Origin of the sequence: Geobacillus kaustophilus (assembly GCF_000948285.1) — a bacterium.
GTDB lineage: Bacteria > Bacillota > Bacilli > Bacillales > Anoxybacillaceae > Geobacillus > Geobacillus thermoleovorans_A.
On record NZ_JYBP01000003.1, the window covers coordinates 2,943,562 to 2,958,181 of the forward strand.

Here is a 14,620-nt window from a genome sequence, read left to right on the forward strand (position 1 = left end):
ACATGGAACAAAGCCTTCCTGAGCTGCTCGCCAAATCCCTTCGTTTCAAACATCTCGCAGCATGCCCCGATCAGCCGGCTCGCGCGCCGCTATGCTTGCCTTTTTTCGATCCGCGGCAACCTTGGGAAACGCCGCAGCGGGCGATCCTCCTTGCTCCTCAACCATTCCAACGCCCGCTCGTGTTTGCCAGCGTCCGAATGAACGGTCAATGCTTGTTGTCAGAAGGAATGAACACGCTTTTGGCGCCGCGCAGAAATTCGCGCACGAACTGTTTATACGGCTCTTTTTCATAGCCGTCAAAATACGCCATCCCCATCCGAACCGGATCGCCGAAAAAGTAATATTCATAATGCGTCTGCCGGGCGCCGAACGCGCTCATCGTGAGATCCCAAGCGAGCCGGAACAGCTGGACGCGCTCATAGCCGTCAATGGTCGCCCCTTGCATCGCCCGGCGGACGATATCGCCAATTTCTTCGTTGTGGAAATCGGCTTCGGTCGGGATGGCCATCAACCCCGATGCTCCTAAAATGCGGATGATCTCCGAAAGCCGCGGATAAATGCGCGGATACCAGTTGCGCGCGGCATCGAGCGCGGCAAAATCCGGCGTCATCGTTCCCCAGCGGTCTCGCTTCGCATTGTGCTCCGCCCGGTACAAATGGCTTTTCATCGTCTCGAGGACGAGCATGATTTCCGCCCCTTTGTCTTTCACATGCTGAAACTCGCCGATGGCGATCGCTTCGATGAGACAGAGCGTGACGCCGAGCAAAAACTCCGTTTTCACAATGTTTTTCGCCACGACTTGATGAGACATATGAATGACCGCGTTCGTCTCACGGAACGTCCGGTTGCAAATCGACGAATTGCCGCACACAAACACGCGCTCCCACGGCACAAACACGTTTTCAAACGACACGATCGCATCGCCCTCTTCAAAGCGGGACGCGAGCGGATGATCCCACGCGCTCCGCCCGTAGTCAAACGCCTCGCGGCAAATGAACTTCACGCCCGGCGTATTGTTCGGAATCGCAAAGGCGAGCGCGTACGGGTCTTCACCGGCTGTCGATTTTTTCACGGTCGATGGAAACACTAAAATTTCGTCGGTAATCCCGCCTTGCGTAGCCAACAGGCGGATGCCGCTGACGATGATCCCGTCTTTTCGCCGTTCCACCAAATGGAGCGGCACATCGGCATCGTTTTGTTCGTGAAGCGCCTTGGCGCGGTTCATTTGCGGATGGATGAGCGTGTGCGTCAAGCTGATGTCGTTTTCCCGCGCGTACTCATAGTAGTTTTTGGCATTTTCAGCAAACATCGGATCATCTTCAGCAAACAGATCATTGGCGACGCCCATGGCCATGACTTCCGCGTTTAAGTAATCCGGCGAGCGCCCCATCATCCCCGCCGACATACGCGCCCATTCTTGCGTCGCCTCGCGGCGGGCGATGAGCTCTTCAATCGTGGTCGGCTGAATGAACGTCATGCCGACGGGCTGCCCGGTTGTCGGCGACCGATACAACATTTTGTCCGGCTTTTCATATTGCCGGTCGTAAAGCGCCGCCATCGAACGGACGACGTTGCAAAACGCCGGATGTGCAGTGACATCCTCGACTTTTTCCCCATGGATGTACACGCTGCTTTTCGCCCGCTTGAGCCGCTCCATATACTGTTGCCCCGTTTTGGCCGGCATTTTCATTCCCTCCGTTTTCATGTATAATAGACAAGGAAGCGCTTTTATTCAGAATGTTCAAAATTAATATAACATATCATTTCATATATGAAAAATACAAAAATGATGAACGATCCTATACGAAAAAGATATAGAGAGGGAACATGGCCATGATCGATGTGAAACAGCTGAAATATTTCGTCACCATTGCGGAAGAAGGGCAAATCACCAAAGCGGCGCAAAAGCTTCATATCGCCCAGCCGCCGCTCAGCCAGCAGCTGAAGCAGCTTGAAGAAGAGCTCGGTGTTCCGTTGTTTGACCGCAAGGTGAAAAAAATGGAGCTCACCGCACCAGGCAAAGCATTTTATGAAAAGGCGAAGCAGCTGCTGCGCCAGCTTGATGACGCCGTAGCGGAAATCAAAGAAATCGAAGCGGGAGCGGCGGGAACGCTGTCGATCGGCTGCGTCAAATCGTGCTTTTACTATTTGGCTCAAGCCATTCGTCGATTCCATGAACAAGTTCCGAACGTGACTTTTCATCTCCGTGAAGGGGATACGTTTTCCATTTGCCAGCTCCTTCAAGAACGGCACATTGACATCGGCATCGTCCGCCTGCCGGTCGACTCGGCTGATTACGACGTCATCCGCCTGAACGGCGAACGCTATGTCGGCGTATTGCCGGCGCAATGGAAAACCGGACGAACCGCGCTATACATGCGTGATTTTGCGGATTGGCCGCTTCTCCTTCTCCACCGGGTGCACGGCGCCGGACAGTACGAGCGGGTCATCGAGGAATGCCGCCGCCATGGATTTGAACCGAACGTCCTATGCGAATGCCCGGATGCGACCATCTTGCTTTCCCTTGTCGCCCAAGGCCTCGGAGCCGCCATTGTGCCGCAATCCACCGTGGCCTTGTTTCGCCTCCCCGGCATCCGCGTACTCGAGATCGTCGACTCTTCTATGACAGCGGAAGCCGCCGCCATCCTCGACCCGCAACGGTATTTGCCGAAAAGCGCCCGCCGCTTCCTCGACGTGCTCCAAACCGTTGCGGCCCGCGCCGCCGGCGGCCAACATGAAGAAAGATAGCGATTCGCCAATGGCGGACGCTCAAGTGAAGGGAAAAACCAACATTGGCATCATCTCTTCGTTGCGCCGCACTTTTTGTTCAATGACGACCTTTCCAAAAAAATCAGGCGCCGTTGGGCGCCTCCTCACAACCCTGCCGACCGCTGCAGCCGCTTGGCGATTGCGAAAAAATCTTCGGCCGAAATCCCGGGGGCGAATTCTTCCGGCACTTCGTCCAAATCTGGGATCGCCCCCCCTTGGGGAGCTCCTTCGATCACCTCAAGCGGCTGGCCATCGCTTGGATGGGTTCCTTGCCAAATGCGGGCGATTTCTTTGTAATACTGGCCGCTGAATGTGTAAAGTCGGCGGTGGACGCCTTGGTCCTCATACTTTCTCGCCTCGTCGAACACACGGTTATCCAACTTCGGGATCGGCAGCAGTTTCGTCACATCAACGCCCGTCGCGACTTCCAACGCCTTGGCATACGCCAAAATATGGACGCCCCCGCGCACAAGCAAGTAGCCGATCATCTCGCGGGCCGTAGGATGGTCGGTCATTTCATAGACGCGCATTTTATGAGTGCGCGCTCCGCACTCAAGGAAGAAGTTATGAAGCAAATCCAAAATCAAGTTGCCGCTGTTGAACACGTACTCCCCCGTCCACGCCTTCCCCATCGAATCGCCGGGAAACGCCGTCTGCGCCGTCGCGATAAAATGATGCGTATTGCGCTTGTCTTTCGCCTCCTTCATCGGCGCTGTGTCCGGATCCCCGGGATGAGTGGAACCGGTCAAGCAAAGGTTGATCGCATTGGACACGAGCTCGACATGGCCAAACTCTTCAGCGGTGATGCTCGCCACCAACTCGTAAAACGGACGCAGCTTCTTTTTTTGCCGAAAATTGAATGACTGGAACAAATAATTGTTTAACGTCGACATTTCGCCAAAACGGCCGCCAAGCAGCTCCTGCACGGCCGCAGCTGCATTGGGGTCCGCGTACTTCGGCTTCGGCAATTCGATCGCCAGCCGGTCGATCCGCTGAAATACCACCGCTCTTTTCCTCCTTTGCAATTAATTGCCGAGGCGAACAGAAACGACTTGCGCCAAGCGGATATAATAAACCGCCTGATGCGCCGAGATGACAAGATGGTCTGGCTTCACATCCCTCACTGTTCCTTGGATCGAACCGCGGACTGTTTCCACCACGACTTCTTTGCCGTTCAAGCCTTGGAAAGCGTGGTACACATACGGGTCAACCAGGGCAATGAGCTGCGGCGACGAAACATGGGACGCGTAGGGCTGGTTCATTCTCATTTCCTCCCTTTTGATGCGCTGAAGAAAATTCCCTTTTTATACATATGCCTCCCCATGCAGAACATGACACCGAAATGCGTCAACTCCGTTGCTTCTTCCTTTCGTCTTCCCCTGCTGAACGAATAGCAGGGGGTGTCCCAAAAGGATCGGGACACCCTTGCTCATCACCATATATCGCCGCGAAACAATGAATCATGCGCAATATGTTGTATTTCGTTTGAGAAGAATGACGTTTTTGGGTCAGCCCCCGTTTCATAATACTTCAAGCCCTAGAAGGCCGGTGATTTAAGGGGAAAGATGGTTCTTCAACAGTGTTTCTCAAATTGAAAAACTTTGAAGCACTGTAACTCCATTCCTTGAAACTTCTCACAAATCGAGCAAATCCATTGTTTTTTCACCAGCCTTCTAGAAGGCGGATGAAAAACTCGTTTGTTTGCTCGAACCGACGGCAATTGATCAGAAAAGGGGACAGATCTGACAAGGCTTCTCTAATTGAAAAAAATAATTAGGATGAGCCGCCTTTTTCATTCCATCACCAGCCTTCTATATAGATGCAACGAAAGCGTTTAACATATCCTTGACGGAAAAGCGGCTTGTCCATTTTTGACTGTCGAAGGCAAGCCTTTGGCTTGCCTGCGTCACGCTTTCGCGTGACAGAGAACCGAACAACCACCCGCCTCCCAGACAAATTCATTTGTCTGGGAGCGGTGTTGTTCGGTCGCCCGACAGTCGAAAAATGTTAACACTTCAATGTGCATTTATATAGAAAGGCGGTGAACATCAGTCGTTTCCCTTGCATCAATGGTTCATGCGCAAAGAGAAAAGCGGTTTTGATCATTGCCTTATTTCCTGCTAAACAATTGCTCGTCCGCGAACGAACGGTTCATGCCGCCAAAAAACGGCGGACTTTGGGCATCTTTTGCACAACGAAACGATCAAACAACCAAATCACAATCAATGACAATCCAAACAACGGCATCACAATCCCGGCAACGATCATGCCGCCCCACACCGTTTTCACCGCTTGCTGATCTTTGATGCGCGCGGGCGCCCCGAGCCCATCTTTCGGCTTGCGCTTGCGCCACATGACAAAGCCGCTGACGCCTAAAAAGACGAGACCGAGGCAAATCGCAAGGTTAAGCAGCTGGTTCAAAAGCCCAAACAACCGTCCTTCATGAAACGCAATGCCAATCGTAATCGCTTTGGCCAATGCGCCATAGTCGGAAAAGCGGACATCGCTCAGCACCCGGCCCGAATATTGGTCAATATGCAAAGTGGCGTTATCCCACGGCTTCGTCTTCGATGTCGCAACGGTAAACACCCCTTTCGGCCCTAGCGGCAGCGAAATCGTAAACGGCTTTTTCACCTTTTTCGCCTCCGCAATCCGATACACCTCATCGAGCGACAACGAAGCCGCCTTGCGCACGCGAACAGAAGGCACAGGCAGTTGTTCGGCCGCCCATGGCACGTCTTGCGCCACATCTTTGGTGGCCACTTTCGATTCCGGCTTCGGTCCGAAGCTGAACGCAAACGGCGGATAACCGGTGTTTGTCGCCGTCGCCACGCGGTTGATGACCTCCCCCATGACCCCTGTCCACGGCATCCCCGTCACAATGAGCAACAGGATGCCGATGCTCAGCCATATGCCTGTCACTGCATGCCAATCGCGCCAAGCCAACCGTTTTTTCGCCCGCCAGCGCGGCCAAAACGTCCCGAACACCGAGAATGACTGCCGCGGCCACCAGAGGTACAGGCCTGTGGCAAGCAAAATGAATCCCCAGCAAGCCGCCAGCTCCACAAAACGGTTGGCCGCCGTTCCGCCAATCAGCAGCTCGCTGTGGACTTTTTTCGCGATTTCCGTCCAATTCTCATCCGCGCGCAGCGTCCCCTGCACCTCCCCGGTATACGGATTGACAAAAGCGAACACCATTTCTCCTTTGTCCATCATCCCGACTTTCACGGTTCGATTTGCTTCGTTCTCAAGCGTCACGGAGACGATGGCATGATGCGGATATTTCTCTTTGACCCGTTCCGTCAGCTCGACGAGAGGCAGCTTCTTTTCCCCGAGCTTGTCCACCTCGTACAAATGGCCGTACAGAGCCGATTCGATTTGCGGCTTGAACAAATAGACGGCGCCGCTCAACGCTAAAATGATCAAAAAAGGCGCAAAGAGGATCCCGGCATAGAAATGCCATCTCCATACCGCCGCATACATCGGCTGCTGTTTTTTCGCCACCTTCACCGTTTGTTCCACTGTTTTCCCCCCTATTGTTTTTTCAGAAAAAGTATAGGAGAAAACTGTGTCCAAACGGTGAGCAATCGGCGAAAATGGTGTGAAATGAAACAGCCGGACAGACCGGTCCGCCTCGTCATCCAATCAACCCAAGACGCAGCGCTTTCGCCACCGCTTCCGTCCGATTTTTCGCGTGAAGCTTCCTTAAAGCGCTCGAAATATAGTCGCGCACCGTAAATTCGCTCAAATAAAGCTGACAGGCCGCTTCCAATGTCGAGGCTCCGTCCGCGAGCAGCTTCAACACCTCGATTTCTCTCGGCGACAACGATTCAACCATCGCTCCCGCTTCTTTTTTGGGCGCCTCGATCCATTTCAGCAGCAGCTCCCCCGCGCTTTGGCCAAATTTCATCAACGCCGGAAACAACCGACGGTCGATGGAGAAAAATCGCCCCGGCCCCCGATCAAGGACAACGCCGCCAATCATCCGCCCCTCTGTCGGCACATACACCGGAACGATCACCAGCGATGCCAAATCGAATGGCTCGACATATGCCTTTGGAAACTGTTCGCTCGCCCTCGGCACGTAAATCGGGCGAAAATGGCGAAACTCATGCACTTCCGCTTTCAATTTCCCCACGCTTTCTTTCAACATCGGAATGCTGTCCAATTCCACGCGCAAACGCTGGATTTGCTCGTTGTCTACGCCATGTCCGTATAGACCAATGGCCATGCTCTCCTGATTGACAAATTGAAACAGAGCGCACCGGCTGAAGGGGAGAAAATAGGAAAAACCAAAACAAATATGCGCTGCCGATTCCTCGAACGTCTGCGCCCGCAAAATCCATTCGTTGAACAAAATGACGGCATCTTTCCACAAGGATTCCTTCTTCCACGGAGAACGATCGCCGCTTTTGAATGATTGTTCATTCATATCATACAACAGCCATTCATTCCATTTGAAAAACAAATACCGCACCGCCGGATGCAGCGCAGCGGCCGCTTGGGCATGCGCCTTCAACACTTGATGAACCGTATTTTCCATTAAATTCAGAGAAAAGATGATCATCTCCGGATGAAACGCCGCGATGCGCTCCAAATGCCCATCGGCTGAATGCCCGCCCCCATACGGCAACCATCGATGCTGAACGAATGCGCACAGGGTGGAAAAAACGTCTGTGGCCCGCGCATTCCGCTTGCCAAGCGCTTCACCAATCCGCTTCCATTCCCGATCCAATTCCGCCTCATACCTATGCAAGATGTCCGCCGCCTCCCGCAGCAAACGAAGCAAATGATCGTTTAATTCCTTCGACATGCCCATCCTCCCCCCCCCGCATCCCCGCTGGTTATCGACTACTTTGATCATCTACTTTCTTAATTCGCTCGGTCAATTCCTTCTTTTGCCCGTCACGTTTGTCCAAGAGCACTTAAAAAATCCGACAAACATAGGGATTTAATGGAACGGATAATTGTCATAAAATTTAAACAGATTTACTAAAGCGCTTACAGCGCTTATCATTCAAAAAAAGGGGGAGGAGAAACGCCATGGAAATGGCAGCAAAACCGGTCATCATTGGGGGGCGCACGGCGAAAAAGCCATTGCTCGCCGCATTGTTGGGAGGGTTTTTGTTTCTTGGCGCTTTGCTGTCTATCTTTGGGCTGACAGGCGTCGCCTATGCCGTGCCGATCAGTGGAGTCGGCGAATTTACCGTTCAGTTCGACAAGATGAACGGCACCGGGTTTAAAATGTACGGCGGAGTCGCAGAAGCTGGAAATGCACCGCAAACACCCGTATTTGTCAACGAAATCGAAAAAGCGACGATTCAAGGCCTTCGGATTTCAAAAGATTTTCCAGCGCTCGGCATCCGCGTCATCATTGCAGCCAGCGAGCCAGTGTCAATCGACGGGCTCGTGCAAAAAGCGACGCAAATTAACGGAAACATCTCCTTCGGCAGCTTGACGATGAAAGAAAGCTATGTCGGCGATGTGAGCAATCCGGTCGAAAAAGCCGCCAAAGAGTTCACCCAAGGGGCCGACAACATTACGATCGAAAACGGAGATTTGAAAACGGTTTACTTATTCCAACAAAAAGTCACTCTTCCTGGCATGAAAGTCTATTTCGAAAAATTGAATTAACAAAGGGATGAGAACCATTGAATACGATTCGTTCCTGTTGGCAGGCGTTCGGGCGCTGGCGCAGACGGCGCCCGTTTTGGGGGGCGACGTTTCTCCTATTGTCAAGCCTTGTCATTTTATGGATTCCGATGCAGCTGTACGAAATTTCACTCGTCCCTGGAAGCATGGTCTTCGCTGGTTTTTTCCTTGGCGGCATGGTGATGTTAATGGCCATTCTCTCGTACACCATGCCGCGTCTGTCAACATTGCTCGGCATCATCGGCATGTTCAGCGCGATTTTATCCATTATGGGCGCCTTGGGCGGTTTCTTAGTCGGCACGATTCTCGGCATCATCGGCGGGGCGCTTTGCGTCTCCTGGCGGCCGCAATGGGCCGAAGCCGACGTGCCGATGGCGCATAGCGAGACAGCCGCGGACAAAGAACCGTCCGCTGCGGCGGCTGACTAAAAAACAGGCCGGACGAGGCGAATCCTCACTCGTTCGGCCTTCTTTTTCTCCCTCCTTGCACGAACCTCCCTATGAGCCCCTTGTTTCGCGATCAGGAAGCCATAGCAGACAAACTGCACACATATACCTGTATGCATCATCACCTTAGAAGGCTGGAGAACGAAACCCGCAGTTGGCCGGTTCTTCGGCAAGATCGATGGAAGCGAAATGCATTTTTTCACCATCTATGTATCGTTAAGCCTCCCTTCTGACACGCGCTGTGCGAGATTCACGGAAGCACCTTTCGGACGGCAGGCGATAGGGCAACCAACGATGGTTCACTGCAAGGAAATGGCCAGGCATGGAAGCCACATTTAAGCTCCCACAAAAATAAAAACGACCGCCATTGCGGTCGCATCGACGGTTTTGCGATTTTCGATCCGAACTGTTTGGATGTTGGAAATGAAGACGGTGGGAGTAAAACCACCACCCTCCAAACCTTGATTCTTTGAATTCCCTTGGTGTGCAAAATTTGTGCAAAATGATCTCCAGTGCATAAATCCATGCAAAAAGGCGGATCACTCCGCCTTCTTCTCTACTCTGCTGCGCTCCGCATTTTTCCAGCACATTCTCAAAAAACTTGCACGCCACCATCGTCGACGAATGTCTCCTACCACGTACACTTAGAAATGAGAGTTTTTCAACAAAGAAGATGATTAAATTTTTCTCGTTTTATTTTCTGGAGTACCTATGGTCACTTCACCATCATGGAAAAATTCGATTATATACTCTCCATTTTTACAAAGGATAAAGGTATCTGATCCCACAGCAACCACATCATCGATTGCATTTAGAACTTTTTCTAATTTTGTCTGAATACCAGGATAATAAGAATAGTTCCATAGTACAATCACATCATTATAATTCATCCCCTTTTGTCGCAGCCAGTCCACGATTTCTGATAAATACGTTATTTTTTCCTTTTCCGACACATTTTCCCAATCAATCCTTCCCCAAGGTGAAATAGGGAATAATGTACACAAATAATCAAAATATTTTTCAGTTTCCTCGTTCGATAAAATCCTCAAACTATCATCGCCTATTGCATGAACACACTCTTCAAATAGTGTCATTTTTCATCCCCCCTTTATTTATTGATATGCCTCAAAAGTGATTCGAATGTTTTTTCATCCCCTTTAAAAGGAATGCATACTTTTATCGCTTGATCTTTCCCATTTCTGTAATCTTCAACGTTAATATGTATCCCTTTCTTCGGATCATAATCTAGTCTCCACCTAACTTTCTCGTCCGCAGACATCCTACCAATCACTTTTCCATATCCTTTGCTATATAAGTTGCAATTTTGTTTTACATGGCATTGTTCGCTCTTCTTGTCACCGTGCCAGCTTGTCAGGTGATAAAGACGGGACATGGAGATCGGAAATTCTTTATTACAACCTATAACCCATGGTGCTAGTTGGGAGTTAGAACTCAACTAGCCCAAGTGTAACTAGGGAATAGGCTGACAATATGCCGTCGAGCGCTGCTTCAAATCCGATCATGGAATTCGCTCGAATCTCTGTGATCCGGTATTGGTCAACCAGAACCGAGAACACCGTCTCGATCACGTTGCGTTTTTGTTGGATCCACTTCTCCCATGCCTCGGACGAGCAATGTTTCTCGTTTTTTCGAGACGGAGTCCAAAGCGCCATTTGGTACTCTTCGTACAGCCTTTTTTGCAACTCACGGCTGATGAATCCTTTGTCCCCGAAGTGATAAGGATGAGGAATTTGAGTCATCACGCTTTCAGCGGCGATGCGATCATGGCAGGATGCTTCCGTCACCACATAGCCCATGGGCAGCCCTTGATCGGTCACTTGAAGGTGCAGCTTCACCCCATAGCACCATTGCTTTTTGGAAGCGCAATACCCGATGTCGGCGATCTCTTGAAACCGTTTGACGCGATGCATTCTGGCGGTATGGCGCAACGGGAGCGGCAAGCTGTCGACCACGGCATAGGCATGATGTTGGCCGCGTTTTGCTCACTATGGCGGATCCATTTAATGGCGAAGCGCAGCGCCCGGCAACGGCGGTTGTACCGGGAACGTTCGAGAAACGAGCCGTTTGTGAACAAATTTCCCGTGACAAAGCGATGCCATGCCCGTTCGGATGTAAAACCGAGCAACTTTCCTAAAATATGAATCGCAATGACCACAGCGTCTTCCTGTTTGACCAAATGGCGGTTGCGGCGCTGCAGGTGCATCTGAATCGATGACAGCTGGGCAGAGACAAAAAAGAAAATGGCGGCATATTGCTTTTGAATCTTGGCTCGATCTGTAGTAAAATGAAAGTGCTCTTGCATGGGGATTCTCCTTTCGAATGTTTGGTCGCACTTTCATTCTACAGGAGATCCGCAGGCAAGGGCTATTTTTATGCTTACTCGATTTTATCTATATAGATGCAACTAAGAAGTTTAACATATCCTTGACGGAAAAGCGATTTGTCCATTTTCGACTGTCGAAGGCAAGCCACAGGCTTGCCCCGTCGCGCCAAAGCATGACGGAGGACCGAACGACCACCTGCTTCACAGGCCCATATATGGGTCTGGAAGCGGCGTTGTTCGGTCGCCCGACAGTCGATAAAAGCTGCAAATGGTAAAACTTCAAATTGCATCTATATAGCACCACGGGTTTTATCAAATATTGATATTTCAAGGTTTTTGTGACATCGAATTTTTCAGTGTGCAAAATCCGTGCAAAATTATTTTCAGTGTATAAATCCATGCAAAAAGGCGGAGCGATCCGCCTTTTCTCTTTCCCACTCTTCGAAAAATCACCACCCGAAGTCAGGGATCCACATTAACTATTCCGCATCATACGGCCGATATTTCTTGCGCAATGCCTCAAGTTCTTTTTTCTTTTCCTCAATGTCGCTCAAACGATACCAATAATCTGACGTAAGAAGTATTCCTAGATTTCCAGCTATCTTTATTAGGCTTTCCCTAACAGTTTATTGGCTACATCAATAAACTCCTTACCATCTTCATATGGAAAATACCTCATACTGTTTTCATGAACTAATTTCTCTATTTTATCCCAAGTCTCAAAATCTTTATCATGATACACTTGTTCTAACCTTTTAATCTCCTCTTTTAAAGCCTTTACTAACCATGCAGGTTCATTACGAATCAATTCCATTAACTGATTCTCCAACGTTGCATCATAGAAGGTTTGATTATAATAGGAATCAAAGAAATATTGAAGGGTGCTAAATTGTTCCCTTACATTTATTAACATTTTTTACACTCCCTATTTTATATTTTGGATAACTTGTAACAATAATAAATCCGTATTCAGATTTAGAATCTTTCTTTAACTGGGTAAATGCTGTATTTAAATCAGTGTTTAAAGATGTCCCTCCTTTTTTGTATCCCTTACCTATAGAATAATCCATTTCGTGAATTAGGTTAAGTCTATCCGGTGAATTCGGATCAAGCAACCACTCTGAGATTTTAGAGGCGTTGCTAGACAATGTGCTTTTTATTACCTTTATTGCCGTGTTTTGATTTGTATATGACGTAACATCCAATTTTCTTTGTGCTGCCCTCCTAACCATTTCTGCATCTGATAACGATACATGCTCTGCAATTGTGTGTCCTCCTGATTTTTCCGAGTACAGTAATAAGTCTGATGCATCAATTTCTCTAATTTTTTTAGATATGTAATCCATTACTACATTATCTATTTTGTGCGCCCCTGTTTTTACTGTTGATTTGACGCCTTGTATCGCCTTATTTAATTTACCTAATTCTTTAAAGTCTCCTATAACTGGGATAAAAGAAAATAATGCTAGCGCCACTTCTTTGGTGCTAGAATTGGGATTAGATAAGGTGTCAACAAGATGATATGCGTCCTTGAACGTCCCGATAATCGGAATAAAATCTGTAACTACATCTATGATTGATTTAGCTAATTGTTCTTTTCTTTTTTCCTCTGCCTTTCTTTGCAGTTCCTGTGCCTCTTTGATATATCGATTCTTATACCTTTATTCATTTTAGAAGAAATATACGATTTCAGACTTCTATAGGTTTGTATTCCTGCTACTCCATCAACAGATATGCCAGCCAATTTTTGAAATCCTTTCACCGCTTGTTCCGTCTCATGTCCATATGTGCCATCCACTTTAACATTATATCCTGCTGAATTTAACATTATTTGTAATTCCTTTACACCCTCCCCTTTGCTTCCTTCTCTAAGTGTCTGACCTGTCCAATGATCATTACTGCTTGATGAGTTTGATTGAGATACTGTTGTTTGTGTTCCAACATACTTTTGCAGAGCCTGATAGGTTTGTTTTCCTGCAATTCCATCTGCTGCGATTCCAACCTTCTTTTGAAATTCCTTCACGGCTTTTTCTGTATTGGCTCCATAAATTCCATCAATGCCCCCTGGGTTGAATCCAGCTTTATAAAGTCACATAATCGTTCCTGTCTCCCCTCCTCAATGTTTGCCCATTCCATAAGTAATTCGTATAGTTCGACGGATAATAGATTCTACCAGTGCCGTCTACAACGTACATCATTTGTCCCCCATTTCAAAGCTTTATCCATTAATTTCGATAGTAATCAATTTTGATCAAAAAGATTGTCGAATTTTGTATTAAAATAAAAAAATCCCTGCCGTTTTGATATTATCCCTCTAGTGTAGACAGTTGGAAAAATGCCCATATTGTCATTAAAAACACTGAAGGGATTTGTTTATGTTCGAGAACAAGCAAACACCGAAAGACCACCTATTCCGTGGAGTTTAAATGGAGGGCTGCCCAGATGTACATCAAAGAGGGATGGGGATATAAGCGAATATGCCAAGAGTTAGCGATTCCCTGCACAAAAACGATCAGACTTTGGATAAAACGTTACCGTGAACATGGCCGAAAAGGGCTTGAAGAACGGCGCGGGACATCCAAGTCTCCATTCAAGGGAAGCCCCCGAAAAAAAGAGTGCAGTTTAGAGGAAGAGAATCGAAGACTGAAAGCGGAGAATGATTATTTAAAAAAGTTACGAGAGCTGGCAAGGAGGTGAAACCGAAAGAGTGATATTACGTGCCATGGGCTCCGACATACTCACGCTTCAATGTTGTTGTTCAAAGGCGTGAACGTCAAATATGTTTCCCAGCGGCTTGGGCATAAAGATATTGTGACCACCTTATAAACATATTCGCACATTTTAGACGAGATGGAACAAAAAGAGCCGCGACAAGTAGACCTCACAATGGAGGAACTCTACAATGCAAAATAAAAAAAGCCGTGCAAAATCCGTGCAAAATTTTTTTAAATTCTATAGGATTCTTTCGGATTCTCGAAAAAGTAAAAACGACTGCAAATGCAGTCGTATCAAGGGTTTCACGATTTCTTATCCGAACCGTTCGGATGTTGGAAATGGAGACGGTGGGAGTCGAACCCACGTCCAGAGGCATCGCCACTTAAGCATCTACGAGCGTAGTCGGTATATTTCGCTTCGCCGTCCGTTCCGCCTACCGACAGGCCTCCCGGCGGCTAGCCTGATTCGTCTCTTCCCTCATCCTCAGGCGGCGGATTTGGGCGTAGCCCGCTCCATATGAGCCCCTCGAACGCCACGCGGGCGATGGCGGGAGGAGCTAGCTGCAGCAATTAGGCAGCTAAAGCGTAGTTTTGTTTGCCAGTTATCTTTAGGTGACGTTTTTACGAGGACGTCCCCCTCGGCTCGCCGCTTAAGCTCGACCTACCCCTGTCGAATCCGGATCGTCCCCGCGGGT

At 48.9% G+C, this 14,620-nt stretch carries 13 protein-coding genes, 1 other RNA gene and 2 pseudogenes; 5 read left to right on the plus strand and 11 right to left on the minus strand.

Translation table 11 applies throughout. The features are described from left to right. Positions 1 to 205: 205 nt before the first annotated feature. The gene (hpaB, locus tag LG52_RS15245; RefSeq protein WP_044732570.1) at positions 206 to 1,684 is read right to left on the minus strand and encodes a 4-hydroxyphenylacetate 3-monooxygenase, oxygenase component; all 1,479 of its coding nucleotides are present in this window, start codon (positions 1,682 to 1,684) and stop codon (positions 206 to 208) included. Positions 1,685 to 1,833: 149 nt separating this feature from the next. Here hpaB and LG52_RS15250 point away from each other — a divergent pair, with 149 nt between their 5' ends. After that, positions 1,834 to 2,748 carry a LysR family transcriptional regulator gene (locus tag LG52_RS15250; RefSeq protein WP_044732571.1) on the plus strand — a complete coding sequence of 305 codons (915 nt, stop codon included), beginning with the start codon at positions 1,834 to 1,836 and terminating at the stop codon, positions 2,746 to 2,748. 125 nt (positions 2,749 to 2,873) lie between these two features. Here the strand turns inward: LG52_RS15250 and LG52_RS15255 are convergent, their stop codons facing one another. From LG52_RS15255 to LG52_RS15270, 4 genes are all read right to left on the minus strand, one after another. After that, a complete protein-coding gene (locus LG52_RS15255; RefSeq protein WP_044732572.1) occupies positions 2,874 to 3,773 on the minus strand; it encodes a manganese catalase family protein in 900 nt (299 codons plus the stop codon). Between the two features lie 21 nt (positions 3,774 to 3,794). Then, positions 3,795 to 4,031 carry a YuzF family protein gene (locus LG52_RS15260; protein ID WP_044732573.1) on the minus strand — a complete coding sequence of 79 codons (237 nt, stop codon included), beginning with the start codon at positions 4,029 to 4,031 and terminating at the stop codon, positions 3,795 to 3,797. Positions 4,032 to 4,920: 889 nt separating this feature from the next. Continuing rightward, complete coding sequence (locus LG52_RS15265) at positions 4,921 to 6,291, minus strand: PepSY-associated TM helix domain-containing protein (protein ID WP_044732574.1); 1,371 nt, start codon at positions 6,289 to 6,291, stop codon at positions 4,921 to 4,923. Positions 6,292 to 6,406: 115 nt separating this feature from the next. Next, complete coding sequence (locus tag LG52_RS15270) at positions 6,407 to 7,582, minus strand: helix-turn-helix domain-containing protein (protein ID WP_044733311.1); 1,176 nt, start codon at positions 7,580 to 7,582, stop codon at positions 6,407 to 6,409. Positions 7,583 to 7,812: 230 nt separating this feature from the next. On the opposite strand from LG52_RS15270, the gene LG52_RS15275 reads away from it, so the two are divergent. Beyond that, positions 7,813 to 8,403, plus strand: coding sequence for a DUF6230 family protein (locus LG52_RS15275; protein WP_044732575.1), 591 nt, complete (start codon positions 7,813 to 7,815; stop codon positions 8,401 to 8,403). A gap of 17 nt (positions 8,404 to 8,420) precedes the next feature. Then, the gene (locus LG52_RS15280) at positions 8,421 to 8,849 is read left to right on the plus strand and encodes a DUF6114 domain-containing protein (protein ID WP_044732576.1); all 429 of its coding nucleotides are present in this window, start codon (positions 8,421 to 8,423) and stop codon (positions 8,847 to 8,849) included. A gap of 695 nt (positions 8,850 to 9,544) precedes the next feature. Here LG52_RS15280 and LG52_RS15290 read toward each other — a convergent pair. The 5 genes and pseudogenes from LG52_RS15290 to LG52_RS19295 all read right to left on the minus strand — a co-directional run bounded on the left by LG52_RS15290 (position 9,545) and on the right by LG52_RS19295 (position 13,270). Next, positions 9,545 to 9,961: a hypothetical protein gene (locus tag LG52_RS15290; RefSeq protein ID WP_044732578.1), complete on the minus strand. Its 417-nt coding sequence runs from the start codon at positions 9,959 to 9,961 to the stop codon at positions 9,545 to 9,547. A 351-nt stretch (positions 9,962 to 10,312) separates the two neighbouring features. Then, positions 10,313 to 11,190: pseudogene (locus tag LG52_RS15300) on the minus strand (IS982 family transposase). A 628-nt stretch (positions 11,191 to 11,818) separates the two neighbouring features. Continuing rightward, positions 11,819 to 12,025, minus strand: a complete 207-nt coding sequence (locus LG52_RS15310; RefSeq protein ID WP_231578581.1) for a hypothetical protein — start codon at positions 12,023 to 12,025, stop codon at positions 11,819 to 11,821. Between the two features lie 70 nt (positions 12,026 to 12,095). Further along, positions 12,096 to 12,686 carry an RNase A-like domain-containing protein gene (locus tag LG52_RS19940; RefSeq protein ID WP_156133447.1) on the minus strand — a complete coding sequence of 197 codons (591 nt, stop codon included), beginning with the start codon at positions 12,684 to 12,686 and terminating at the stop codon, positions 12,096 to 12,098. A 110-nt stretch (positions 12,687 to 12,796) separates the two neighbouring features. Beyond that, entirely contained in the window at positions 12,797 to 13,270 is a 474-nt protein-coding gene (locus tag LG52_RS19295; RefSeq protein ID WP_331436754.1) for a peptidoglycan-binding domain-containing protein, read from the minus strand. Positions 13,271 to 13,653: 383 nt separating this feature from the next. On the opposite strand from LG52_RS19295, the gene LG52_RS19945 reads away from it, so the two are divergent. Further along, the gene (locus LG52_RS19945; protein WP_044732581.1) at positions 13,654 to 13,908 is read left to right on the plus strand and encodes a helix-turn-helix domain-containing protein; all 255 of its coding nucleotides are present in this window, start codon (positions 13,654 to 13,656) and stop codon (positions 13,906 to 13,908) included. Positions 13,909 to 13,920: 12 nt separating this feature from the next. After that, positions 13,921 to 14,124 (plus strand): annotated as a pseudogene (locus tag LG52_RS20940) (tyrosine-type recombinase/integrase); the annotation flags it as partial. Between the two features lie 138 nt (positions 14,125 to 14,262). Here LG52_RS20940 and ssrA read toward each other — a convergent pair. After that, positions 14,263 to 14,614, minus strand: a transfer-messenger RNA (tmRNA) gene (ssrA, locus tag LG52_RS19305). Between the last annotated feature and the right edge of the window lie 6 nt (positions 14,615 to 14,620).

What these genes read in the sequence shown, in the direction of transcription:
- hpaB (WP_044732570.1), bottom strand. Translation starts at nt 1,684, where the DNA reads ATGCCGGCCAAAACGGGGCAACAGTATATGGAGCGGCTCAAGCGGGCG.
- LG52_RS15290 (WP_044732578.1), bottom strand. Translation starts at nt 9,961, where the DNA reads ATGACACTATTTGAAGAGTGTGTTCATGCAATAGGCGATGATAGTTTG.
- LG52_RS15250 (WP_044732571.1), top strand. Translation starts at nt 1,834, where the DNA reads ATGATCGATGTGAAACAGCTGAAATATTTCGTCACCATTGCGGAAGAA.
- LG52_RS15270 (WP_044733311.1), bottom strand. Translation starts at nt 7,582, where the DNA reads ATGTCGAAGGAATTAAACGATCATTTGCTTCGTTTGCTGCGGGAGGCG.
- LG52_RS15275 (WP_044732575.1), top strand. Translation starts at nt 7,813, where the DNA reads ATGGAAATGGCAGCAAAACCGGTCATCATTGGGGGGCGCACGGCGAAA.
- LG52_RS15310 (WP_231578581.1), bottom strand. Translation starts at nt 12,025, where the DNA reads ATGGAATTGATTCGTAATGAACCTGCATGGTTAGTAAAGGCTTTAAAA.
- LG52_RS19945 (WP_044732581.1), top strand. Translation starts at nt 13,654, where the DNA reads ATGTACATCAAAGAGGGATGGGGATATAAGCGAATATGCCAAGAGTTA.
- LG52_RS15260 (WP_044732573.1), bottom strand. Translation starts at nt 4,031, where the DNA reads ATGAACCAGCCCTACGCGTCCCATGTTTCGTCGCCGCAGCTCATTGCC.